Here is a 25,240-nt window from a genome sequence, read left to right as displayed (position 1 = left end):
CATCAAAGGGGGTGTTTTTGGCTATGGAGAAATTGATGGCGTGGCGCTCGATCGGCCCTTTTCGGGGTGGACGGGTTGTTGCGGTTACCGCTCACCCATCGAATGCTCACACCTTTTATTTTGGGGCTGTTGCGGGCGGTGTCTGGAAAACCACAGATGCCGGCATAAGCTGGTACAATATTAGCGACCACAGCTTAAACGCATGGTCTATCGGGGCCTTAGATATCTCGTCTACAGATCCTAACATTCTCTATGTGGGAACGGGTGAAGCCTGCTTGCGGGGCAATGTCACCCATGGGCAAGGAGTTTTTCGCACGTCTGATGGGGGGCGGCACTGGGAATCGCTTGGTTTAAGCGATTCCCGTCATATTGCTCGCATTCGTATTCATCCTACCCAACCCGATTGGGTTTATGTGGCGGCTATTGGTCACGCGTTTGGCCCGAATACCGAACGGGGCGTATTTCGAACCCGCGACGGAGGACGCAATTGGGAAAGAGTCTTGTATCTAAATCCGGAAACCGGTGCCACGGACCTGGTTTTAGACCCTTTTAATCCGCGCCGCCTTTGGGCAGCCATGTACCAAGTTAAACGCGAGCCGTGGAGTTTCACCTCTGGTGGGCCGGGAAGTGGGTTGTGGCGAAGTGAGGATGGAGGAAACTCATGGACCAATCTCACCAAAGCCCCAGGTCTTCCCCAGGGCCCCTTGGGCCGCATAGGAATTAGTGCATCAGGCGCCCAAGAAGATCTTCTTTACATGTCGGTTGAAGCCGCTGAAGGCGGGATCTTTGTGTCTCATGATGGGGGCGACCATTGGGAGGTGGCTACGCATGACCCTGAAGTCCGCCAACGCCCGTGGTATTTTAGTCACATCTTTGCCGATCCCCAGTCACCTGGCACGGTTTATGTCCTTAATTTTGAGTTTTTACGTTCGCTCGATTTTGGACGACATTTTGAAAGTGTTCCGACCCCTCATGTCGACCATCATGATCTTTGGATCGATCCTCACAATCCCCAGCGCATGATTAATGGCCATGATGGCGGTGCAGCCGTTAGCCTGGATGGGGGGAAGTCATGGTCGACTATCTTAAATCAACCCACCGCACAATTCTATCATTTGGCCGTCGATCACCAGGTTCCACCCCGCGTTTATGGTACGCAGCAGGACAACAGCAGCATTTCCGTACCGCTCCGCAGTTTTAAAGCGGCGATCACGGTAGCGGAACAGACCGAAGTCGGTGGCGGAGAAAGCGGTTACATTGTCGTCCATCCGGCCCATAATCACATCATCTTTGCCGGAAACTATGGTCTGTTAACGCGTTACGACCAACATGAAGGAACCACGCGTGTCATTACGCCCTGGCCAGAAGATCAAGCTGGCCATGGAGCGAGCCATCTTCGTTACCGGTTTAACTGGACATTCCCTATCGCCATCGATCCGCATCCTCCCTATGCCCTTTATGCGGGAGCGCAAGTGGTTTTCCGCAGTGTCGATGAAGGACAATCTTGGGAGACCATTAGTCCTGATCTGACACGAGCAGATACCAGCAAAATGGTGCCATCAGGAGGACCCATTACCAAAGATAATACCAGCGTCGAATATTTTGGGACACTCAGTGTCATTGCCGTCAGCCCATTGGCGGGAACAGAAATTTGGACAGGATCAGATGATGGCCGGGTACATTGTTCCCAAGATGGAGGAAAAACTTGGCACGACGTTACCCCGCCAGAAATTCCCGCTTGGGCGTTTATTAGTGGTATTGAACCTTCCCATCACGTCCCCGGCCGCGTTTATGTTGCTGCTAACCGCTACAAGCTCGATGATCTCACACCGTATATATGGCGCTCGGACGACTATGGGCACAGCTGGACCCCTTGTCACTCTGATCTTCCCTCTGACGCGGTTATGCGCATTGTGCGAGAAGATCCGCTCAATCCCCATCTTCTCTTCGCAGGCACGGAATGTGGCGTTTTTTATTCTCGTGACGGAGGAAATCACTGGCTTGCCCTTAACCATCAATTGCCACTCGTGCCGGTGCATGATTTAGCTATTGCGGGCAATTCGCTAGTGGCTGCCACCCATGGACGATCATTTTGGGTTCTCGATGATATCACGCCCTTACGCGTATTTCCCACGCAAGATCCTGATCACTTACAGGTCGCAGTGGCGCCGACACATTTTATATGGCCAGAGCCTGCACGTCTACCCACGGAGGATAAGTCCGAAGGTTTTGTTTCTACGGGACCCTATACCACCCGGTGGAAACTGCAAGAAAAGCGCCCCATATTCCCTGATGCCGGACGTAATCCTGAAGACGGCATCTATGTCTATTACCAGCTACCAGTCAACGTGGAACACCTTCGTATTACCGTCAAGGATTCGCGCGGAAATCCCATTACGACCACGGACGAAACCCAAAGCCTCCCAACCGTTAAGGGGACACATGGCTGGTCATGGTCTTGTCGTTATCCAGATCCCGAAAATCTCGAGGGAGCGGTCTTTCGCGGCGGCCGTATGAAAGGGCCGCTAGCTCCGCCTGGACTCTATAGCGTGACCTTAACCACTCCTACAGAAGAGGTGAGTACCACCTTCGAGCTGGTTCCCCTTCCCCATACCCGGGCTTCCGACTTAGAAAAGCGTTGGCAATTGTTAATGAACATCGGCAATACGTTAACGGCTGTTCATCGACTATTCAAAGATATGACCACCGTGAAAGAAACTCTTATAAGCTGGCAGCAAAAGGGGTTCATTGAGGGATCAGAATCACAGGCACTGTATCAGGAGCTTCTCGATCAAATAGACCACTTACGCAACCAATTAAACCAATATAAGGCCCTCAGTGCCAAAGATCTGCTCAACTATCCCATCCAACTGAATGGCAAACTCACATCCTTAGCCCGCTGGGTACAAGCCACTTACGGAGCTCCTACCACAGCCATGCTTCAAGTGTATAATGATCTTAAAACCCGTTTTCAGGAGGTTCAGAGTGCCTGGACAACCACCATGAAAAATGTTCAGGAGTTGAGTCAGCAACTGGATATTACGAAGCATATAGTCTTTGATTTTCATAAGCCCGCCGATGAATAACACGCATAGGATCATTTTTACATTTTCTCTTATCAGCGTGTTAGTCGCGACCTATAATCTGACGCTCACATCCGGATTATTACATCATTTTCACCGGATTTGGCATCTTCATCCCAGCACGTTATCCTTAATTAATGCCGCGCCGCTCGTAGGAATGGCGGTAGGTGGTCTTTTGTTGGGCATGCTGAGTGACCGTGTCGGCCGCGCAACCATCTTGCGATGGAACTGGCTCATCATTTTCCTTAGCAGTGTTGCTGTCCTATTTGTTTTTTCACCCCTTACTCTTATTACGGCACGAGTCCTTTTAGGAATTGGACTAGGGAGCGATTTTGCCATCATCTTTCCTTACATCGTCGAACTCGGCAACCGCTCACGCATGGTCATCGCCGTGCTAGGACTAGGAGACTTCGGTCAATGGCTCGCTTACGCCGTCGATGCATTGGCTCAGCACTTGAAGCTGTATCGCCTGCCTTTTGTTCTCGGGATCTTATGGGTGATTCCTTTGGCTTTAGGACGACGGCAATTGCCTGAAAGCCTTGTCTGGCAGCAATACCGGGTAAAAAATTATGCCCGCTGGATGCTATCGCTGCGGACCTCCAAGACCCGCACTCATGTCGTAAAAACCGGCCTACCTTGGGCCCTGCACCAAATTAGTGGGCAAGGTCTGGCTTTGTTTTTACCTTCACTCTTGCTCGGATTAATGCCATCGGCCGCACCGTGGGGACCCACGGTCATCAAATTTTTGGTCTTACCCGCCTTTCTCGTAACAATACAGGTTGTTCGGATAATGGGTCCTGTCAAATGGCAGGTTGCAACCTTTAGCCTGCGTGCCTTAAGTTTTTCTGGTGCGTGCGTAGCGATTGGGGCGCATTGGTCCCACTGGATTGCCATAGCCCTGCTCACGGGTGCCTTGTTTTGGGGATCCGCAGGTCCAGATAAAACGACCGTCCTCATCCCCTCGCTTCTCTTTCGCCCCAGTATTCATACGTCCGGACAAGGCATGGCCGAGTTTCTAGGGCGCTTAGGAAGTCTTCTTGGCGTATTACTCTTTGGTTCTTTGGTGATTACGGGCCACACCCTGGTAGCCCTCGTGGGATTTGCCCTTTCAGATTTTTTGGGAGCAGCTATTAGCTTAAGTCTCTTCGCCATACCGCTGTGGAGCCTACCCACGGGTCATAAGCCGTTACCGGCTTCGTCCCTCATTCACGATTAAGCATATTCGTGCGGAACCGAATAAGTTACAGTTCTATCCCACCCGTTTACCTATAGGGTCATCACCCAAAGAGTTGGCGTAACACAAGCGCCTAAGACGTTTTTCGAAACAAAATGCCTGAGATAATGAAGGCATCTAATCCTAAGACACCGATGATACTAATCGTTGAGCCGTGCGCTATCGCCAGTAAAGGAATCGATAAGGCCAATACAGACGTGACAGTGCCTGCTGGTCCACGTTCTTTATGCCGCCTCTTCATGGGTACAGATGCCTTTAAGTCGTTCTCAGCGGAAACGGTAGGTGAGATCTTGTGCTGGATGAGACGAAGCAATTGATCTGCCGTATGTTCGTCATAATCCGGTCCCAACTCGCGGTTGGCTTTCAATATCGCGATAATATCCTCTTTTTGAATGCCCTGTAAATTGTCCATTGTTTATCCCTCTCCCCCATACCGTTTTTATTGCCTGCTGTTACCCTATGCTTTCGCCCTCCCTCTTCACAAGTGCCATTGGGCACTTTTTATGCCGCGGGGTCTCATCTCATGACTCGGGGGCCAAAACCGTTCCAGATGAACCATCCAAATTCTTGGGGATCACCCGCCATAACGAAAGGCCAAAGGCCACATCGGTGATAGCCATGGCCAGGTACCACCAAATCGTCGGGATAATACTGACGGATACTCCCGCCAAAAATACCGCAAGCGGGGTCGCTGCGGTCACAATCGTAATCAGCAAACCAAACGTGCGGCCACGAATGGCCTCAGGAATTAAACGCTGCAGCATGGTAAATATCAGAGCATTGGTAGATCCATTACAGACCCCTCCGATAAAAAGCCACACCATGTCAACGCCTGGCGCATGCGTAAAAGCAAATGCCGCCATCATGCACCCTTGGAGGATCCCCGAAACACTAATCGTTTTTTCTAAGGAAAACCGACTCAACCAACCCGCGTTGAGGCTTCCAATCATCATCCCTAATGACCAAGCACCATCGGTAAGACCATACCAAAATGCTGTCGAATGCAGGTCGTGATGGACCCAATAGGGCAACAGAATCAAGCCCCCAGCAAAGGTAAAGTTGGTTAACAAAATGAGGGGTAATAACGTGACAAACCAGCGCATCATCGTAATCATTTTCCAGCCTTCCCGAAACCCGGCAAAAGGATGTTTGGTCTCAGTTGATACGGTAGGTTTCTGCCCTAAAGGTCTGGAGTACCGGGTCATGATGAAAATGGCGAGGGCACTAAACCAAAATGAGACCAAGTCAAACCCAAAGACCGCAAAAATTCCCACGGTCGCAATCGCTGCCCCGCCAATTCCTGCGCCAATGGCTGAAGTCATCTGGGAGGTGAGTGAATAGAGTCCATTGGCAGCGGCCAAATCCTGATCCGGAACGAGAAGGGGCAACACCACGGCTTCCGCCGGACCAAAAAATGGAGAATGCCCCATTTTTCGTAGAAATTGAAACTAGCGATCCTGATGGCTCTCTGGTTTACTAGAGAGGTCTGAACCCATCTTGAGGAGGAATCGCTAGTGACTACCAGTATAAAGAAAAAATCGCTTCCCGAACAGTCGGTGACGGTGCCGTGGGTGGACATCCTCCAGGATGCCGAAGACGGATTATTGGCGCTGTCGATCCGGGTCGGATTGCAGGTTTTGCAACAGATGATGGCGGCCGAGGTGGAGCAGTTGGCAGGACCTAAAGGCCGTCATGATCCGCAACGCCAAGCGGTCCGACACGGGACCGAAGTCGGCAGTGTCTTTTTGGGGGATCGCAAAATCTCCGTTCCACACCCTCGGGTGCGGGCCGCTGATGGCTCGGAGGAAATTCCGTTAGACACCTACCATCAGTTTCAGGACCCGACGCTGGCGACACAAGCCGTACTGGAACGCATGCTGTATGGCTTAGCGAGCCGCCAACAGCGCCATGCCGATGCAGCCTTTGAAGCCGCGATGGAGCAGCCAGGCCCCAGCAAAAGCACGGTGAGCCGCCGCTTTATCCAAGCCACCCAACAGGCTCTCGACCGCTTCCTCCAGCGCCGATTGGATGACCGGACGTGGGTGGTGGTGATGATCGATGGTTTGCGTGTAGCGGACCATCTGGTGGTAGGCGCCTTAGGGATTGATGCGGACGGTCACAAACGCGTCTTGGGATTGGTCGAAGGGGCGACAGAAAATCATACCGTGGTCATGGCCTTATTGCAGGATCTCATCACCCGCGGCCTGACGGCCGCGCAGGGATTACTCGTGGTTATCGATGGCGCCAAGGCCTTAGCCAAAGCCGTGCACGACGTCTGGGGAGACCAAGTCCTCATCCAACGCTGCCAAATTCACAAGCAACGGAATGTGCTCGACCACCTGCCGAAATCAGCCGAAAATCGGATCCGCCAGCGCTTACGGAAAGCGTATCAAGAACCGGATGCGGACACAGCCGCACAGGCATTAGAAGCACTCGCGAAAGAGCTGGAACGGGACCATCCCGGTGCCGCCGGAAGCCTTCGGGAAGGACTCGCCGAAACCTTAACTGTCCATCGATTGGGCCTTCCGGGCCTCTTGCGCCAAACGTTGGCGAACACCAATGCCCTGGAATCCATCAACAGTCAATTGCGGACTCATGCGCAAAATGTCAAACATTGGACCAATGGGCAACAAGTCTTACGGTGGATGGCGTCGGCGAGCTTTTTTATCGAAGACACGTTGACGCGGATCCCCGGCTATCGCGAGATTCCCGTGTTGCAAACGGCCTTAAAAGCCACGTGTTCCAAAACGCCGGAACAAAAAACCGAGCAAATCGGATAAATCACGAGAAAGGATGCGCTAGCGAAATTCCACGAAGCTTGGGACAACCTCGAAAAAATGCGGTGCCTAAGGCATTCACCCCAATGACGGTGATAATGATATAAGGACTGGCTTGCGGATCGAGGGCGATAATTACGAGGCCCACGGCAACCGCCGTTCCACGCAATAAATCGGTTAATAACATGATCTGCTTAGCATCAAAACGGTCTACCACCGCTCCGCCAATTACCGCTAATATTTGGGGAATGGCCATGGCCAGCCCCGCAATCCCTAATAAAAATGGGCTTTTAAGCTGGATGACCCAAAACCCCATGATCAAAAATACTGCATTGCCAAATTGGGATAACAACTGCCCTAACCACAGCCAACGAAACCCGACGGTTCTTAGAGACGCAATCATCTTGGCACCTCAATTGTAAATTTAGTAATTGAATTATTAACAATATAGATCTTTCGATTGACTTTTTCTACAGTATAACTAAAAATATGAACTTTATCACAGATGATAAAGATGTGTCCCCTGGCTCCAAGAAATTTCCTTACGACAAGGCAACTTCTAAACCCAGCACAGACCCCATTTCAAATCTGGGGATTTTCTAATTGTGGTAAGAGATTGTTCAAAATCACGGTTGCTAAAGAATGCTCACCGGGAGGCAATATCGTTTCGGCTTGGCGAAACATGACTTGATCATTGCCATTAGGATTTTCTATAAAGGGTGCATAGACAATCCCGTTGACGTGGTAACCCGTTTGCGTATTAGGAGCACGGTACGCCCTTAAATCCGCCGCGAGAGGATATCCTGAAATCACAGGTCCCTGATAGGTTCCCCAGCCTGCGCTGGCAAAATGCTGGCGTACCCATGAAAAATAAGGGGCGGCTAGATACCACGCACAGCCCACACACCCGCCCGAAGTGTTTAGAAGGATGCGGGGACCATATTGAGCGGAACCGCCCGGAGGATATAACACAATGCGTTTTGAGCCATCAGCGCCTTCTTGTGCGGTGCCCGACCATCCTTTGGGAGTGAGGATCACAAAGCCCAAAGCCCCTATTGCTTGCAATTGAGACGCCCACTGTACCGGGGCTGTTACTGCCACGGCCTTGGGATAATGAAATGTCACCACGCCCCCTCCAAAACTGGGAGTGATGATGGCTACCGGTAGCGTTACGGTCTGCGTAGATGGGACTGGACTTGACGACAATGAAAAGGACGGAGAGGTGGGAGAACTGGAAGAGGGTGAAGACGGGGAAGGTGATGACGTTGAGACAGAATGCGAAGGAGAAGATTGTGAAAGAGAACGGGACGGCGAATGGTTTGACGGTACACTGGATGTTGGTCCAGGACCCCCTGTGCTCAGTGAATGGCCCCCGCATGCTGTGGTGACAAGAGCCACACCCAAAAGCAATCCCCTCCGCATCCATACGACGTCCTTCATTTCCCTTTTCCCTTCCTGCGCATATTCCCTCGTCAACTCTCACTATATAATCATTTGTTTTCTTGTGCAGGGACCTTAAAGAATTTTGAGGGAAAATCAAGCCCTAGGAAACAACATGAGGGACTAAAGAAAAATCGTGAAGCCATCAAATTCCCCGCGCGACATCACTAATCTTCTTACTGTCTCTTATTGTCTTTGGGAAAATGGGGTTAGTTGGGCTCTTGATTCCACTTTCTTAGGGACAAGGCCCGAGCATAGTCGGTTGGTGTATCCAAATCAAAACTCGGATGAGGTCGTGACAGCAAAGGCGGCGCCTTTAGGCTTAAGGTATCAGGGCGTGTATTCCAGATTTTACCGAGCCCCCTATCTCCTTCTAACTGAAAAATAGCAGCATCAAAGGCCGCATCAAAAATGACAGGGTGACCTATCAGACCTTCATAAAGCGGCCTCACGGCGTGAACATCTGCTGAACGCGCCACAAATTGCTTCCATGTCCACAGAATATCATCTGAGGTCACAAAGGGTTGATCCGCTAAAAGGACGAGCACAGGGGCCAAGCCTTTATGCCTTCGAATCCAGGTTAATCCGCATTGAATGGAACTGGCAATCCCCTGAGATGCATGAACATTCCTCACCCAGTCTCCGGTGATGGGAAAAGAGGGCTCAAACCCTAACACCACCAGGGTCTGAGCGCCGGCTTGCCGGGCTTGGCCCATCACATGATCTAGCACGGTCCCCTCCCCCCACGGCAATAACGCTTTGGGTTGTCCCATTCGCGTACTAAACCCTGCCGCGAGGATCATCGCTACGCTCTCATGAATGGACATGTTCACGTCCATGTAGGGTGCCTCCTTTAGTGCCCTTCCGGCTAGCCATTAGCTCTCCCACAATACTGACTGCCACTTCTTCAGGAGTTTCACCGCCAACATCTAGTCCGACGGGTGCGTGTAACGGCAGATCATGAGGAGTGAGTCCCACGTTTGTCAGCATCTCCAATGTCCTGGCCAACGGTCCTAACACCCCAACAAATTGAGGATGGGAAGCCGCTGCAAGTGTCAGCGCTTCTTCATCACGGCGTTGATGATGATTCATAATAACCCAGTAAGCCCCCGTTAAGGTATCCGGATTTATTTGGGTCATCAGAGTGAGACAATGTATGACCTGGGGAAAATGGCGATCATTATTGACATGAGGCCGAGGATCTACAATTGTCACGGCAAAGCCGACCTGTCGGGCCAACTGGGCAACAGGCTCGGCGTCATGGCCAGCACCGGCAATAACCAACCGTGTAGGGGGCTTCATGAGATCCCACCAAAATCCGTCGAAAAACCCGGTGTCCCTCTTGTTCTCGGATGATGCGAAGATCGCCGAGGCCCACGGAGGAACTTCTCCACACTGTGTAGCGGTAGAAAAAAGAAAACGGCGTCCTGAAGGAAGTTCTGCTCCCCAAATCACGGGTTCTTCGCGGTGTACACATTCATTAAATGCAGTCCAAAACGGATCAGATAAACGGATCGGCTCTAGCCATATATCTACACGCCCTTTGCATCCAATACCCAAGCCCCACATGTCATCTTCAGTCAGATCATAATGCTGCAGACATGGTTCATGGGTCTTCATAACACGTTGGGCATGGAGAAATAAATCGCCTTCAAGACATCCTCCACTCAAGGTACCTTGCATTCTGCCATCCTCTCGCTTCACCATTTTGGCCCCGGGCCGGCGATATGCCGATCCATTCACCCTTACTAAGGTAGCCAAGACCGCCCTTTGTTCCGATACCTCTGCATCGGTTATTAGTGTCCACAAATTCCGCGCCTCTTGAATTGACGACACTGTCTATCCCTCCCTTAGTCATTGCAGGCACGTACGCACGTAATGAATCCATGAGGAACTGTCGGCCACTCCAACATGTTCCGCGACGTAAGGCAATACAATTTTTAAAGCAGCCGATTGGGGAGTATATTCTGGCAATAATAATAACGGGTTAAACCACACCACACGCTGAGTAAGACGAACTAGAACGGGAAAAGATTGAGCCAGCAACCACAAATCTCCTGTGTCAAATCCATCTGACGCAATAAGAAAGGTCGTTCGCCGAGTAAACAACCGAGAATAGTCGTGCAATAACGATGAGAAAGCCCATCCTAATCGTGTCCCTCCTCCCAGCTGATGCGCATCAGCCACGGGTGGCCCACCTGGTCCACTTCGACGTAAAAAGGGCGTCACCCGCTTAATCTGATTACTTGATAAAAAACATTCCACCCGACTGCCCTCACGCATCAGTTGCCATATCAGGCCTAAATAGAAAGGCACATAAGCCTGCATCGATCCGGAAACGTCTAGCAATACGACAATCCGCGCGTGTTCTTGTCTACGAGGGTGCCAAAGCCACTTTACAGGGTCTCCGCCGTGGCGGAAAGCAGTTTGGAACGTAGCGCGCCAATTCAATTTACGTCCCCGGGAACTTTTGCCACGCCACGGCCCAGTTTTCGTTGCCCAATAACGCGCAATATGGTGCGTCCAATGTTTCATTTCATGATAGGGCACATCCTGTCCTGGAGACAAAATACAAGGGCTTCCCCAACGCGGACTATAGGCAAACAGAGCAGGAGAGGGATTTTTTGATTCGCCTCGCACGCGTGTTTGACCAGGCGTTGACAACACGTCATCAGCGCTTTCTTGAATACGTTCTGGTACCGTCAACCGAGGCCTTTCCGGATAAAAGAAACGCTGAAACAGGTTAGGAAATATTTCCCATTGCTCTGCTGTCTTCGCAAACACGGGTCGCCACATTCTCAGCAAATCTTGAGCGTGCTCTATCGGCGACGCAGAAAATAATTGCAGGGCGGCCTTTGTCTCACTCACCGCCGGATGAAATCCATGCTGCCTTAGAAAGTGTGAAAACTCTATCACTTGCATTTCTAGGCGACGGGAAAACTGGTCAACCCTCACTCCGTCCATAATGCTCGAATCCCCCGTGTTTCGACCACAATCCAATCATCTTGGGTCTTCAGCACACTCGACAGAGTCCACCGCACCGTACTCTCCGAATATCCCTCGCCATCAAATTCCGCCAACATCCGGGCCCAGTCGATTGATTCCGCAAGGCCAGGAGGTTTTAGCAAATTCCATCCTCGTAAAGTTCTTACCGCCGCGACGACACGTTTGGCAATATCTAAGGACAAATGTGGAACATGTTGATGGATAATGGCCAATTCGCGTTCTGGCGTCGGATAATCTAACCATAAATAAAGGCAACGCCGTCTCAAAGCGTCGGACAAGTCTCGCGTACGATTAGACGTTAACACAACCCATGGAGGCTCCTGTGCAGTAATCGTTCCAAGTTCAGGGATGGTTATTTGAAATTCACCCAAGAGTTCCAGTAGTAGCGCTTCAAACTCTTCGTCGGCTCGTTCCACTTCGTCAATCAGTAGGACAGGCGCGGGTTGAAGACGAATGGCTTTGAGTAATGGACGCTCCAATAAATATTCCCAGCGGTAGAAATCATCGACAACGGTTGTTGTTCCAGCACTATGTGCTGCTAACAGTTGCTTGGCATAATTCCAATCGTACAATGCTTGGGAGGCATCAAGTCCTTCATAACATTGCAGACGGACCAACGGCTTGTTAAGGCACTGGGCCAGTGCCTTCGCCAAAAAGGTTTTCCCGACACCCGCTGGACCTTCCACGAGCAAAGGACGGCGTAAACGGTCTACGGCATAACACACGGCGGACAGCATCTCGTCCGCAACATATCCCGCTTGGTTTAATTGCTGAATCCACAGTTCGCACCCATTCACCCATATTCTCCTTTACTCGGCTATTCGGCTAACTGAGCCGCAACCCCTTGCCGAATATTTTCAAAGACCTGTTCTGTAATTTTTTTCACTTGATTATCCAACAACCGCCCCCCTAAGGTCGCAAGGGGTCCACTGACACTGACATCCGCAATCCAATTGAGGGATACCTGCCCTGACTCTTGTGTAATATGCATTGTGCTCAGAAGATGAAAACCACTGCCCATGCCTCCTCCTTGAGCATCTAAGCGAGCGTGGTACGGTTCAGGCAATAACTCAATGGCGGCGTTCATATCAAAAACTGCGCGAACAGGTCCTACCCCCACCCGCACTTTGGCATGCAAATGGCGATCATCTAATACCTGATATTCGACGACATCCGGCATACAGCGTCCTATTGCATCGGGGTCTTGAACAAAATCCCAAACCACATTCAAGGGAGCGTCCATCACGACAATGCCTTGATACGTTTTCATCGGTTCATGCCTCCTTATGGTGAACATAGCGTTCTGGATCTTGTAAAAATGCTTCCCGACAAGATGGCGCACAAAATCCCCATGTTTTGTCCCCAAAGACTGCTTGGTATGGAGTCTCAGAAAGATTCACCGTCATATGACAAACCGGATCGATTACCTCTGTATTTAGAAGGGATGAGATCCTTACAGCAGTCGACTGAGTCTGCCGACGGATTTGAATGATTTCAGCCAAAATACTTACCGCGATTTCTTCAGGAACTCGCGAATGCACATCTATTCCCGCCGGAATTGAGAGAATGCAGGAGTCATCAACCTTGCGCCCTTGTAAGAAACGCTCTCGCAGCAGTGCCCCGCGCCGGGGCGACGCTACAACTCCGAGATAGGAAAGCGGAGAATCTTGTAACGCCTCGATTGCCCAATCGTCATATTGCCCCATGGAAGCCAAGACGGCGAAGCCGCCATCTTGGCTTAATAGACGAATCTGTTGTTGAAATGTTTCCCAATCGCCACCAGAAGACGGAGTTGCACCTTGCACCCGAAAATTTAGGTGAGAGGCTAATTGCAGTACATGGCGAGCCACTGGCGAATCACCGATGACTAACAGCAGCGGGTTGGCGAGATGCGGCTCGATAAATAGTTCGACCGTCCCTCCCGAGTGACACGTCATCGGTTTGATCAATACTCCCTCGTCCTCGGGATCTTTCTGTTGAAACAATTCATCGTCTGCTGGCTGAGGTGATAATAACAACAGCCGTGGCTTCCCATCGGTCAATGCGTCTTCGGCAACTTCCAGTAGAATGCGTCGCGTACATTCACCGCCCACATAGCCTGTTAACTGCTGATCGCGGCTAACAATGGCATGCGCTCCGAGAATGGCTGATGTCGGCGGGCGGGTTCGTACCACCGTCACGAAGACGTAGGGCTCTCCCGCCTGATCGCGTCGTGCAGCTTCTTGCAAGACTGGATCCATGCTTCTCCCCCCTTTTTGCCTAAGACCGGGTTAGCCCATGCTGTTTCAGCACATCCCAGATTTTCCATGGGAATAAAGGGATTTCAAGATTGGTAACACCATAGGGTGCCAAGGCGTCGATTACGGCGTTAACAAATGCCGCAGGGGATCCAACATTGGGCGATTCACCAACCCCTTTGGCTCCAATAGGATGGTGAGGAGATGGTGTGACAGTACGCCCCGTTTCCCAGTGTGGAGTCTCCACAGCGGTTGGCACCAAATAATCCATAAAATTCGGTGCAAGATTGTTACCATCGGAATCAAATGCAATCTCTTGCATAAAGGCAATCCCAAAGCCTTCTGTAAGCCCTCCGTGAATTTGTCCTTCGACGACCATGGGATTGATGACTGTTCCACAATCATCGACTGCAACAAACCGTTCCACGTGCACTTGTCCCGTTCCCCGGTCAATGGAGACGACAGCAATATAAGCGCCATTGGGAAATGTCAAATTGGGCGGATCGTAATAGTAGGTGGCTTCCAATCCTGGTTCCATGCCTTCTGGCAAATTGGTATAGGCCGCCAAAGCGACATCCGCCATGGTCACACTACGAGAGCTCAACCCTTTCGCGAAAAATCGGGTTCCATCCCATTGCACATCTTCTTGGGATACTTCGAGCAAATGCGCGGCAATCTGTTGGGCCTTCTTTCGTACCCGCCTGGCTGCCAGTGCCGCGGCTCCTCCAGCAGTTGGCGTACTACGACTAGCATAGGTTCCTAATCCATAAGGTGCGGTATCGGTGTCCCCTTCTTCAATTAAAACATCGGCTGCTGACAATCCCAGTTCCTGCGCAATGAGCTGGGCAAACGTGGTTTCATGTCCTTGCCCTTGATGACGCGCGCCGAGTCGGGCAATCACCTTACCAGTGGGATGGATCCGAATTTCACAGCTGTCGAACATTTTGATGCCAAGAATATCAAAAGTATGACTGGGTCCTGCCCCAACAATTTCAGTGAACGTCGAGATCCCAATGCCGACCAATTCGCCCTTTTCACGCCGTTTCTGCTGTTCCCTACGTAATTTTGGATAATCCACCATAGCGAGAGCGGTATCTAGGGTTTTAGCATAGTTACCACTGTCATAAGTCCAACCCAATGGAGATTGATAAGGAAATTCTTCAGAGGCAATGAAATTTCGTCTCCGCAACTCGACCGGATCGAGATTGAGCCGATATGCCAAAGTATTCATCACACGTTCAATCAAGAACGACGCTTCGGTGACCCGAAATGAACAACGATAAGCAACACCCCCTGGCGCTTTATTCGTATAAACTCCATCAACTTCGGCGAAAGCCACAGGAAAACGGTAGGACCCCGTTACAATAGAAAATAATCCTGCCGGAAACTTAGAAGGGTCAGCTGCCGCATCAAATGCACCGTGATCGGCAAGAGTGGTGACCTTTAAAGCCGTCACATGCCCGTCTTCTGTGGCTCCAATCTCGGCTGTCATATGATAATCTCGAGCAAAATTGGTGGTGGCTAGATTTTCCGTGCGAGTTTCTATCCATTTAATGGGTTGTCCTAGTTTTATCGACATAACCACAGCACAAACATAACCGGGATATACAGGTACTTTGTTACCAAATCCCCCGCCAATGTCAGGTGACACAACATGAATCATATGCTCCGGAAGTCCAGAAACCATGGCCAAGACCGTTCGGTGTGCATGAGGGGCTTGTGAGGTAACATACCAGGTGAGTTTTCCCGTGGATTTCTGATAATCAGCGATACAACCACAAGGTTCCAAAGGAGCTGGATGGACCCTGGGCATCCGGATCTGTTCTTTTACCACCACGGGTGAGGCCGCCAACGCCGCATCTGTTCCTTCTTTGTCACCCACTTCCCAATGGAAAATGTGGTTGCTTTTCTGTGCGCGGTCTTCCCGCAATATGGGCGCTTCGGCCGTTAAAGCAAAATAGGGATCGATAACCGGGGTGAGAGGTTCATACTCGACTTCAACACGCGACACACCGTCTTCAGCAGCTTCCCGAGTTTCAGCCACAACGGCTGCGACTTCCTGATATTGAAATAGAACCTTGCCAGTGGCTAATACCATTTGCTGATCTCCAGCTAATGTCGGCATCCATGCGAGGTTCATCGCAGCCAAATCTTCCCCAGTGAGAACAGCCTTAACCCCTTTAACGGTATAAGCAGCTTCGGTGCGAATGGATTTAATTCGGGCATGGGCATAAGGACTACGAACCAGTGCCATATAAAGCATGTGTGGCAAGACAATATCATCCAAGTATCGCCCTTGTCCCCGTATAAACCGCGGATCTTCCTTGCGTTTAATGGCTTTACCTAAAGGCTGGGTTTCCGTGACGTCCATGCTCATGACGTACTAGCCTCCTCTCCCATCCGGCGTTTAGCCTCGAGAACCGCTTTGACAATATTGACATATCCTGTACACCGACAGAGATTTCCGGAAATCGCCCGTCGTACCTCATGCTCGGTGATGTTTTCGGAATTTCGTAGGAGGGCTGTGGTTGTCATTAACATGCCAGGGGTACAAAATCCACATTGCAAGCCATGATTGTCCCAAAACGCTTGTTGCAAAGGATGGAGTTGTCCGTTCTGTTCAAGGCCTTCTACCGTTTCGATATCATGACCATCAGCTTGCACTGCCAAAACCGTACACGATTTTACTGGCATGCCATCTAAGAGCACGGTACAAACTCCACAACTAGTCGTATCACAACCGACATGAGTCCCCGTTAATCCAAGAGTATCCCGAATAAAATAAGCGAGTAACGTTCGAGGTTCCACCAAGGCATGGCGCGATTCGCCATTAATCGTGACGTGAACCATAATTTGATCATTGATAACTGTTTGTCCCATCGTGTTTCCTCCATTCCCTTCATGGATTTCAAAGATACTTATGCCGACACATCCATCAGCCGTTGCCAGTCCTGATAAATGGACATAAGACCACGTTCTACGAAAACATTAACCATTGCCCGTTTGTACTCTTCACTGCCGCGGCGATCCGTCACCGGATCGGATTCCTTTGCCGCCTCAGATGCGACCTGACGAATGAGGTCCGTTGTTAAAGGATGACCCTGCAATAACGATTCCGCTTTCACCGCTGCCAAGGGTGTCGTTCCCACAGCCGCCAATCCAATACCAGCATCCAACACGACACCATGGGGATCTAAGACCAGCGTAAGTGCAACCCCTACCACTGCAAAGTCCCCCACTTTTCGCTCCAGCTTCAAATAGCGAGCGCCCACAAATCCAGAATCGTGATGCAGGGGAATACGTATTCCCGTAACCACTTCTTGTGGTTCAAGCACCGTTGTAAATGTGTCAACAAAGAACTCGCGAATTGGCACTTTCCGGGAGCGTTGTGCACTTTGGATGGATACCGATGCTTTAAGAGCCAATAGGGCCGCTCCCCAATCAGCTGCTGGATCAGCGTGGGCTAGTGAACCCGCCATCGTGCCCCGATTTCTCACAAGCGGATCCGCAATGTGCCTCGCCGTCTGGTGAAGCAAAGGTACGCGCGAATCTAGCACAGACTCCCATTTGCAATGACGAACGAGGGCGCCAATATGCAGCAGGTGATCCTGTTCCGTGACATCAGTCCATGAGGAGATGCCATTGACATCAATCAACACAGAAGGGGCTGCCAAACGCAGTTTCATCATCGGCAACAGGCTTTGGCCACCTGCTAAAATTTTAGCTTCATCCCCATATTGAGCTAATAATTCGAATATTTCATCTGATGATTGCGGCGCATAATATTGAAATGGATTGGGAAACATTCTTATCCTCCTTAGTTGTCCAAGAATGCTTATCACCTTGTCTCGCGTGATGCAGATTCTATTGTCATTGTGGAGATTGAGACATTGCTAAGCGATACCCAAAAAGGTATATTCCCGCATCTGTTTTGGTATTTTTCACACATGCCCGTAAAAAATTAAATGTCACGTGGTAATATATAACTACCTTCATGACATCGTAGGAGTTGTAAGTAGCCAACAGGTGGTGTTGTTGACGAAAGAAAGGTTATACTCATGGCTCTTAAAAAAGGAAAAACCGCGATTCCGTCCGACTTAACCAGACAGGTTCGTGAACTCGAAACGTTAATCATGCTGAACCAAAAAATTGCCATGCAGGCCGACCTTGACAGTCTCTTACAAACCATCGTTGATTGCGCTCGTGATCTCATTGGAGCTAAGATGGGTGGGCTCGTCGTCGTAGATGAGAACAATCCTCGCCAACTACGGCATTTCAAAGTCTCGGGTGTCCCTCCTGCCAAGGAACTGCCTACAGGCCATGGACTGTTTATGGTTCCTTACCGTACTGGACAAGCGGTACGACTTGACCAAGTTCCCTTATCGCATGCAGTAAACAAACCGGCTAACCACCCCCGTTTGGGGTCATTTCTAGGAGTTCCCCTTAAATCTCTTGAGACATTACTGGGCAGCTTGTTTTTGGCTGAAAGCCCGCACGGACGCCATTTTACGCAACGAGATCAAGATTTGCTATCAGCTTTCGCTACTCAAGCTGCGATTGCCCTTGAAAGTGTGCGCAGTCGTGATCAGTTGGCAAGGATTTTAGTTTTAGAAGAACGCGAGAGAATTAGCATGGCCCTGCATTCCTCGGTAGCTCAAACATTGTTTCTGTTAAAAATGGAAATAAGCCGATGCCAACAGCATCTTCCTCAAAATGATGAAGAACTCCTTGCTCGATTAACCGCCATGCAAGAACTTGCTGAAAGAGGCCTACAAGACGTGAAAACGGCAATTTTTTCTCTGACCGATAATGCGCCCTCGCGGGGATTAGCCGCCTTAATTTCACAGATGTTGGTAGAATTCGAAAAAGACAGTGGAATCAAAACTAAGTTCTTATGCACGGGCAACGACAAAAAAATCGGCTCGGCCACCGTCTCCGTTGCTCGCGCCATTGCACATGAAGCCTTAACCAATATTCGGAAACATAGCCATAGTGAGGTAGCGGTCATAACGTTATCAATAAAGGATCGTGAAACCATCCTTGCGATTCATGATATGGGAGTGGGACTGCCGCCATCGTGGAATGCCCCTCTTAGCTATGGCATCCGATCGATGGATACCTTAGCCCGCCGAATTGGGGGCCAATTTGCGATATTCAATCATGACGACGGCGGCACGACAGTCCGTGTTGTTCTCCCCAATAATACCAAACCGAGGTCATCACCATGTATCGAGTAATCATTGCCGATGATCATGAACTGACCCGACGAGGTCTACGACAAGTCTTATCAGACACCCACGAATTTCATGTGGTTGGCGAGGCAGGCGATGGCAATATGGCATGGGATCTCATCCAAAAATTGCATCCCGAAATCGCCTTGCTAGATGTTCGCATGGACGGACTCCAAGGGCCAGCAGTCTGCCGTTTGGTGAAAGACGCTGGCCTGCCCACTGCCTGCATAATCCTGACCAGTTATACGGATGAAACGTTATTACGGTCTGCTTTGGTCAATGGTGCGCGGGGTTATATCATCAAAGACGTCACCAGTTCGGAACTCATCGACAGTATCCGGCGTGTTTTAACGAGAGGAGCGGTCTTAGACCCAAAATTGACGGCACACGTCATAAGGTGGGTTGAAGAGGAACATCTCAAATTCCCGGCCCCGCTCAAACCCTTAGATATCCGTATTTTATCACTTGTTGCCGAAGGCTTGACAAACAAAGAAATTGGTACCATCCTAAATCTGTCCGAAAACACGGTTAAGGTGCATATCAACACGATAGTAGAAAATCTCGGTGCCAGGAACCGTGTTGAAGCCGCCGTGATTGCCTACCGTTATGGTCTGATCTAAAAAGACTAAGGCTTTCCGCTTCCTTTTAGCATCATATGTTTAACCTCCAAATCCGAGTTGAAACGAAGGGTCTGTTCCTCCCTGCCTTACAGACAAATTTTCACAAACTGTCTATAGCACATCACAGAATTCATTCCAGACGTTCTCGACACGCAGAAGTAAGTAGCATCATTGTAGAGACCCAACATAATTCATGTTACAATTTCCGGTATATGGCAAGAATGATGCGGAAGACTTGAATAACATACTCTATTCTAGTGATTATGGAAAAAGGAGGCCCCGATGCAACTCATTGATGGCCGATTCTTATTAACGGCATCCGATGTGGTCAATCACATCGAATGTCCCCAAAGAAGTTGGCTTAACCTGCAACTCGTGCAAGGAAAGATGGCACCCCTTGATTCTCAGGATCCTCAGCAGCAGATGTTAAGCCGTATGGGGAATGAAAAAGAACAGCAGTACCTAAATGAACTCTTGTCCCAAGGGTTGCCCTTATGGGACGGAAGCCAGGGAGTCTCTCTCACAGAACGGGTTCATTTAACCCGCCTCGCCTTAGGTCGAGGGGAACCCGTCATTTATCAAGGCACATTGCAGCAAGATATCTGGATCGGGACCCCCGATTTTCTCGTGCGGTACGAGGGATCCTCAGAGCTCGGTCCTTTTTATTACCGCGTCGAAGAAGTGAAATTAGCTCATCAAGCACGCGTCTCGGCACTGGTGCAGGCAACGTTTTATAGCCTTTTACTCGAAGGGGTTCAAGGGCAAGCGGCCCCCATCACCCTCGTTTTGGGACAGCATGAGAAAATCGATTTTCCGCCGACATTTGCCCGGTCTTATGTCAAATTAGCCGCTTCCCGCCTGAAACATTGGATAAAGGATCCCACCCCTTCATATCCCGATCCCAAACCGGCTTGTGAATCATGCACGTGGCTTGATATCTGCGAAGCCAAAAGGCGCGAGGATGATCACCTCTGGTATGTCGCCAACATTACCAAATCTCAGATTAAAAAATTGCAGCACCACGGTATCCATACCCTCAGCGCGTTAGCCCACACCGATCCGTCAGGGCATATCAAGGGCATGAGTGATGACACCTTAAAACGATTAATCAAGCAAGCCCGCCTTCAGTGGGAACAGCGGATCTCGGGTCAGGTCATTTTCGAGATATTACCCGTTCACCCTGAGCATGGATTTCACCGCTTGCCCGATCCCCAACCTGGCGATGTGTACTTTGATCTGGAAGGAGATCCTTTAGCCGAAGGGGGACCCCTGGAATATCTTTTTGGATGGGCCGAAGTCGATGACTTGGATAAGGAACCCTCATTTCACGCTCTTTGGGCCCATGACCGCCCCAGCGAGCGCCACAGTTTCGAAACCTTTATTGACCGGATGATGGACCGTCTCGCCCACTATCCCCATATGCACATTTATCATTATGCGCCCTATGAACCCACCGCCTTAAAACGGTTAATGGGACGTTACAGCACCAGGGAAGCGGAAGTGGATCATCTGCTGGCCCAACATATTCTCGTTGATTTATATCACATTGTCCGTCATAGCCTGATGGTCTCTCAAGAATCTTACTCCATCAAATATTTGGAGCCCTTATATATGGAAAAGCGTGAAGGAGAAATCACCAATGCTGGCGCAAGTATCATCGCCTATGACCAGTGGAAACAATCGCGCGACGCCACGATTCTCGAAGACATCGAGGCTTACAACCAAGATGACTGCCTGTCGACGTGGCGTCTTCACACGTGGCTTGTTGCGCGAAAACACGAATTCATCGCCCAGAACCATGAGAGCATCCCACAAAATGCCAATTCCGACGCAACTCCTCCCGCTTTTGAAAGGCCACAAGATGACACCCACGCCTTAGTCGCTGAACTTATCAAACCTTTTGATCAGGAACCGGGTCCCGAGGCGCCAGAATATGCGCGCTTTATCCTTGCCCATCTCCTCAATTGGCATCGCCGCGAGGATAAATCGGTATGGTGGAAATATTTTGCACACCGGGACATGTCCTTAGAAGAATTGCTGGAAGATCCCGAAAGTCTCAGTGGTTTAGAATTTGTTGGTATCCGGCAAGATGGCAGTGATCTATACCGCTATCCCCTGCAAGAACACAAGATCAACGTGGGTGATAAGCCCGTGGATCCCGTGACTGGAAAAACGGTTGGCGAAGTGATTGATGTTGATCCGGCCCAAGGTCTTATTGCCATCAAAACTGGCGGCAAAAGACCCCAGGCTCTGATCCCCCCAGGCCCCATCCAAACCGGAGTTTTGAAAAACGCACTAAAATCTTTGGCCTCCACGGTTTTAGAACAAGGAATGGGCACAAAGGGCCGGTTTTCGGCTTTAAGAGCGCTTTTAATGCGTAGACGCCCTGAAATCCCGGGCTGTTCCCCAGATGGCGTCCTGCGCCTTCCCGGTGAAGAGGCCAGTGCCGCGGCCAGACGGTGCGCGTTAGCCCTCGATCATCAATATTTAGCCATTCAAGGGCCACCTGGCTCAGGAAAAAGTTACACAGCCTCTCACATTATCGTTGATTTGGTCGAGGCCGGTAAAACCGTCGGCATCACCGCCCCCAGCCATCAGGTCATTCGTCATTTGCTCGACGCGGTCCTCTTACGGGTCAAAGAACGGGGCATCAACCTCAAAGCCGTGCAACGAGGACGGGATAATGGCGGCATTTCATCCTCTTCGCTTCAGGTATTGAATAATAATGATAAAGTCTTTGCCGCATTTCTTAACGGCGCCCAGGTGGTGGCGGGTACCGCTTGGCTTTTTGCTCGGCCCGAATGGTGTGAAGCTTTAGATGTGCTCGTGATTGATGAAGCAGGGCAAATGTCCTTAGCCAACGCGCTGGCCGCTGCACAGGCCGCCAAATCCCTCATTTTGTTGGGAGATCCCCAGCAACTCCGCCAACCCAGTCAAGGTCATCATCCCCCAGGCGTGGATGTTTCGGTTTTAGAATACATCCTGCAAGGGGCTCCAACCATCGACCCCCACTACGGGATATTCTTAGACGTCACGCGCCGCATGCATCCCGTGATCACGCGCTATATTTCCCATATTGCCTATGACGACAAATTCACATCCCATCCGCAGTGTGCGAAGCAAAATCTCCAGGGGCCGGGTCCCTGGTCTCATTCAGGCCTCTATTATGTTCCCATTTGGCATGAAGGGAACCGAACCGCCTCCGAAGAAGAAGTCCTCTTAACCCGTCAAGTGGTGATGGAACTCTTAACCAGCACCTGGACCGATCAACAAGGACACATGCGCCCCTTAACGGCCAATGACATCCTGGTTGTAGCCCCTTATAACGCGCAGGTTACGAGGCTTCGAGCGGCTTTGCCCAAGGACGTGCGGGTAGGCACGGTCGATAAGTTTCAAGGGCAAGAAGCGCCTGTTGTCATCTATAGTACTGCGGCTTCAAATCCTGAGGATATTCCTCATGGTTTAGAATTCCTTTATAGCTTAAATCGTCTGAACGTCGCCATCTCCCGGGCCCAAGGCGTTGCCATTTTGATTGCGAATCCTTCATTGTTATTCCATAAGCCCGCGCATATTGAACATTTACCCTTAATCAATGCGCTCTGCGTGTTCGTTGAACAAGCCGAAATTATTCCTGGCTCTAAATCCTCACCGGTTCCCTCTTCCATCTTTGCCAATGCTGAAACCGCGATATAACGACGGACTGGCGTTCATACTTTAGGTTCTTGGGATATTCTTCAATAGAACATCGGTGCGCTGACCCTTATGGGCATAGGGAACATCAGGCCACACCGTCTCTTGAAGAACTTCGAGATGATAACTTTGCTGCGGCGTTTTGGACCTATGTCAATAAAATGGACACCCAAAATGGAGACATTATCCAGATCACGCTTGATACGCCGCCTCAGCCTCGGCTGGAGTCTGATAATCTAGGGCGCTATGGACGCGCTGCCGATTATAAAAAATCTCGATATAGGCAAAGATCGCAACTTCCGCTTCTGCCCGGGTTCGGAATTTCGTCAAGTAAATCAGCTCCTTCTTGAGGAGACTGTGCCAGGATTCAATCATGGCGTTATCGTAACAATTTCCTTTGCGACTCTTGCTCGCCGTCATGCCATACTGCTGAAGCCTTTCCTGGTAAGCCGCGGCGGCATATTGGCTGCCTCGATCCGAGTGATGCAGCACGCCGGCCGGCGGCTGGCTGTGGGTAACCGCACGGTCTAAGGCTCGGATGACCAAATCTTGCGTCATGCGCCGGTCTACCGCCCATCCCACAATTTTTCGGGTGTACCAATCCTGAAGACTCGCTAAATAGAGCCATCCTTCCTCCGTGGGGATGTAGGTAATATCCGCCATCCACACCGCATGCGGGCGATCCGCGGTAAACGTTTGATTCAACACGTTCTCATGCACCGGCAACGTATGCCGAGAATTCGTGGTGGCTTTATATTTCCGTGTCACGCGAGAGCGCAATCGATGGTCGTGCATCAACCGTGCCACCGTTTTTTGACTAATGCGCTCGCCTTCCCGCCGTAACACGGCGGTGATTTTGGGGCTGCCGTAGCGTTCCCCTGATGCGGTAAACACCGCCCGAATCCGTTCGACCCGCCGGGCCCGGACTTGCGCCTGAGTACTGGGGGGGCGATGGCGCCACGCATAATACCCACTTCGCGAAACGTCGAGGATTTGGCACATCTTCGTGATCGAGAAGGTGAAGCGGTGTTCATGAATGAACTGAAAGATTACTTCCGATCGTTGGTGACGAGGCGCATCGCTTTTTTTAGGATCGCATTCTCCTCTTCGAGATCCCGAATACGCCGCGGCAAATCGCGCAGGGCTTGGTCTTCCGCTTTCAGATGCCCACTACCCACAAAGGGTTCCACCGGATCGGCTTTGTAGGCAGCGACCCAGGCATACAAGGTTTTGCTGGGAATGCCCAGTTCGCGCGCCACTTGCGCGCCACTTTTTTGTTGGGTCAACACGAGTTGAACCGCTTGTTCTTTAAACGCTCGATCATATTGATTGGCCATCGGATTCACCTCAATGGAGAATTATTGTATCATCTTGTCTCAATTCGAGGTGTCCACAATTTAGACTAACATCCAGTTTTGCTCCGGGAGACGTTGAGTAGTACCCCCTTAAGTCCCTTATGGAATGGTTTCAATCCTCTCCCGGAGGTTTTGCTCCGGGAGACCTCCGGCATACATATCGAGTTGCAATTCCATGCTCTGTTTCAATCCTCTCCCGGAGGTTTTGCTCCGGGAGACGAGGAATTGGGATCCCCGCTGGCTCACTTCAAGGTTTCAATCCTCTCCCGGAGGTTTTGCTCCGGGAGACATCAAAACGAATGCGAATTGTCGCATGGATGTCTGGGTTTCAATCCTCTCCCGGAGGTTTTGCTCCGGGAGACCGGACAGGGCCTCAATGCCGTCAATATTTACAAAGTTTCAATCCTCTCCCGGAGGTTTTGCTCCGGGAGACTACTAGGGAATTAAGTCCGATCTTTGCGAAAACGGTTTCAATCCTCTCCCGGAGGTTTTGCTCCGGGAGACCTGGAAGAAATGCCGAAATAGTGCAGAAAATGGAGTTTCAATCCTCTCCCGGAGGTTTTGCTC

General features: G+C 50.6%; 20 protein-coding genes and 1 CRISPR repeat array. Of the genes, 6 read left to right on the top strand and 14 right to left on the bottom strand.

Annotated elements, in window-relative coordinates:
- Positions 1-17: 17 nt before the first annotated feature.
- Together B8987_RS12700 and B8987_RS12695 are read left to right on the top strand one after the other, a co-directional pair.
- Positions 18-3,086, top strand: a complete 3,069-nt coding sequence (locus B8987_RS12700; protein ID WP_139793554.1) for a WD40/YVTN/BNR-like repeat-containing protein — start codon at positions 18-20, stop codon at positions 3,084-3,086.
- A complete protein-coding gene (locus B8987_RS12695) occupies positions 3,079-4,299 on the top strand; it encodes an MFS transporter (RefSeq protein WP_020373646.1) in 1,221 nt (406 codons plus the stop codon). The genes B8987_RS12700 and B8987_RS12695 overlap by 8 nt, the downstream gene beginning before the upstream one ends.
- A gap of 91 nt (positions 4,300-4,390) precedes the next feature.
- Here the strand turns inward: B8987_RS12695 and B8987_RS12690 are convergent, their stop codons facing one another.
- Both B8987_RS12690 and B8987_RS12685 read right to left on the bottom strand, forming a co-directional pair.
- Entirely contained in the window at positions 4,391-4,729 is a 339-nt protein-coding gene (locus B8987_RS12690) for a hypothetical protein (protein WP_020373645.1), read from the bottom strand.
- A gap of 109 nt (positions 4,730-4,838) precedes the next feature.
- Positions 4,839-5,747, bottom strand: coding sequence for an MFS transporter (locus tag B8987_RS12685; RefSeq protein ID WP_020373644.1), 909 nt, complete (start codon positions 5,745-5,747; stop codon positions 4,839-4,841).
- Positions 5,748-5,831: 84 nt separating this feature from the next.
- Here B8987_RS12685 and B8987_RS12680 point away from each other — a divergent pair, with 84 nt between their 5' ends.
- Positions 5,832-7,097 (top strand): IS256 family transposase, encoded by a 1,266-nt coding sequence (locus B8987_RS12680; protein ID WP_020373486.1) that lies wholly within the window; start codon positions 5,832-5,834, stop codon positions 7,095-7,097.
- Position 7,098: 1 nt separating this feature from the next.
- Here the strand turns inward: B8987_RS12680 and B8987_RS12675 are convergent, their stop codons facing one another.
- From B8987_RS12675 to B8987_RS12625, 11 genes are all read right to left on the bottom strand, one after another.
- Positions 7,099-7,497 (bottom strand): MFS transporter, encoded by a 399-nt coding sequence (locus B8987_RS12675; protein WP_084661661.1) that lies wholly within the window; start codon positions 7,495-7,497, stop codon positions 7,099-7,101.
- Between the two features lie 179 nt (positions 7,498-7,676).
- Positions 7,677-8,219 carry a DUF4850 domain-containing protein gene (locus tag B8987_RS19685; RefSeq protein WP_020373642.1) on the bottom strand — a complete coding sequence of 181 codons (543 nt, stop codon included), beginning with the start codon at positions 8,217-8,219 and terminating at the stop codon, positions 7,677-7,679.
- 524 nt (positions 8,220-8,743) lie between these two features.
- Complete coding sequence (locus B8987_RS12665) at positions 8,744-9,373, bottom strand: nucleotidyltransferase family protein (RefSeq protein ID WP_020373640.1); 630 nt, start codon at positions 9,371-9,373, stop codon at positions 8,744-8,746.
- Complete coding sequence (locus B8987_RS12660) at positions 9,348-10,370, bottom strand: XdhC family protein (protein ID WP_020373639.1); 1,023 nt, start codon at positions 10,368-10,370, stop codon at positions 9,348-9,350. Before B8987_RS12660 ends, B8987_RS12665 begins: the two co-directional genes overlap by 26 nt.
- A gap of 18 nt (positions 10,371-10,388) precedes the next feature.
- Entirely contained in the window at positions 10,389-11,498 is a 1,110-nt protein-coding gene (locus B8987_RS12655; RefSeq protein WP_084661660.1) for a VWA domain-containing protein, read from the bottom strand.
- Positions 11,486-12,337, bottom strand: a complete 852-nt coding sequence (locus B8987_RS12650) for an AAA family ATPase (protein ID WP_020373637.1) — start codon at positions 12,335-12,337, stop codon at positions 11,486-11,488. Before B8987_RS12650 ends, B8987_RS12655 begins: the two co-directional genes overlap by 13 nt.
- Positions 12,338-12,357: 20 nt before the next feature.
- The gene (locus B8987_RS12645) at positions 12,358-12,810 is read right to left on the bottom strand and encodes an SRPBCC family protein (protein WP_020373636.1); all 453 of its coding nucleotides are present in this window, start codon (positions 12,808-12,810) and stop codon (positions 12,358-12,360) included.
- 4 nt (positions 12,811-12,814) lie between these two features.
- Positions 12,815-13,780: an XdhC family protein gene (locus tag B8987_RS12640; protein ID WP_020373635.1), complete on the bottom strand. Its 966-nt coding sequence runs from the start codon at positions 13,778-13,780 to the stop codon at positions 12,815-12,817.
- Between the two features lie 19 nt (positions 13,781-13,799).
- Entirely contained in the window at positions 13,800-16,154 is a 2,355-nt protein-coding gene (locus tag B8987_RS12635; protein ID WP_020373634.1) for an aerobic carbon-monoxide dehydrogenase large subunit, read from the bottom strand.
- Entirely contained in the window at positions 16,151-16,657 is a 507-nt protein-coding gene (locus B8987_RS12630; RefSeq protein WP_020373633.1) for a (2Fe-2S)-binding protein, read from the bottom strand. Before B8987_RS12630 ends, B8987_RS12635 begins: the two co-directional genes overlap by 4 nt.
- Positions 16,658-16,695: 38 nt before the next feature.
- A complete protein-coding gene (locus B8987_RS12625) occupies positions 16,696-17,583 on the bottom strand; it encodes an FAD binding domain-containing protein (RefSeq protein ID WP_020373632.1) in 888 nt (295 codons plus the stop codon).
- A gap of 252 nt (positions 17,584-17,835) precedes the next feature.
- Here B8987_RS12625 and B8987_RS12620 point away from each other — a divergent pair, with 252 nt between their 5' ends.
- The 3 genes from B8987_RS12620 (at position 17,836) to B8987_RS12610 (ending at position 23,321) form a co-directional block, all read left to right on the top strand.
- A complete protein-coding gene (locus tag B8987_RS12620) occupies positions 17,836-19,014 on the top strand; it encodes a GAF domain-containing sensor histidine kinase (RefSeq protein WP_020373631.1) in 1,179 nt (392 codons plus the stop codon).
- Positions 19,002-19,628, top strand: coding sequence for a response regulator (locus tag B8987_RS12615; RefSeq protein WP_020373630.1), 627 nt, complete (start codon positions 19,002-19,004; stop codon positions 19,626-19,628). The genes B8987_RS12620 and B8987_RS12615 overlap by 13 nt, the downstream gene beginning before the upstream one ends.
- 282 nt (positions 19,629-19,910) lie before the next feature.
- Complete coding sequence (locus B8987_RS12610; RefSeq protein ID WP_020373629.1) at positions 19,911-23,321, top strand: TM0106 family RecB-like putative nuclease; 3,411 nt, start codon at positions 19,911-19,913, stop codon at positions 23,319-23,321.
- Positions 23,322-23,510: 189 nt separating this feature from the next.
- Here the strand turns inward: B8987_RS12610 and B8987_RS12605 are convergent.
- Positions 23,511-24,655, bottom strand: a protein-coding gene (locus B8987_RS12605) for an IS3 family transposase (RefSeq protein ID WP_278281281.1) whose coding sequence is annotated in 2 segments (ribosomal slippage) — positions 23,511-24,409 and positions 24,409-24,655 — 1,146 coding nt in all. Because the reading frame shifts where the segments join, the coding sequence is not laid out codon by codon here.
- A 127-nt stretch (positions 24,656-24,782) separates the two neighbouring features.
- Positions 24,783-25,177: direct repeats of the CRISPR family, unit length 37 nt; unit sequence GTTTCAATCCTCTCCCGGAGGTTTTGCTCCGGGAGAC.
- Positions 25,178-25,240: the final 63 nt, after the last annotated feature.

Origin of the sequence: Sulfobacillus thermosulfidooxidans DSM 9293 (assembly GCF_900176145.1) — a bacterium.
In the GTDB taxonomy this organism is placed as follows: domain Bacteria; phylum Bacillota; class Sulfobacillia; order Sulfobacillales; family Sulfobacillaceae; genus Sulfobacillus; species Sulfobacillus thermosulfidooxidans.
Note: the sequence above shows the minus strand (reverse complement) of the source record. Positions and strands in the feature narration are given on the sequence as shown.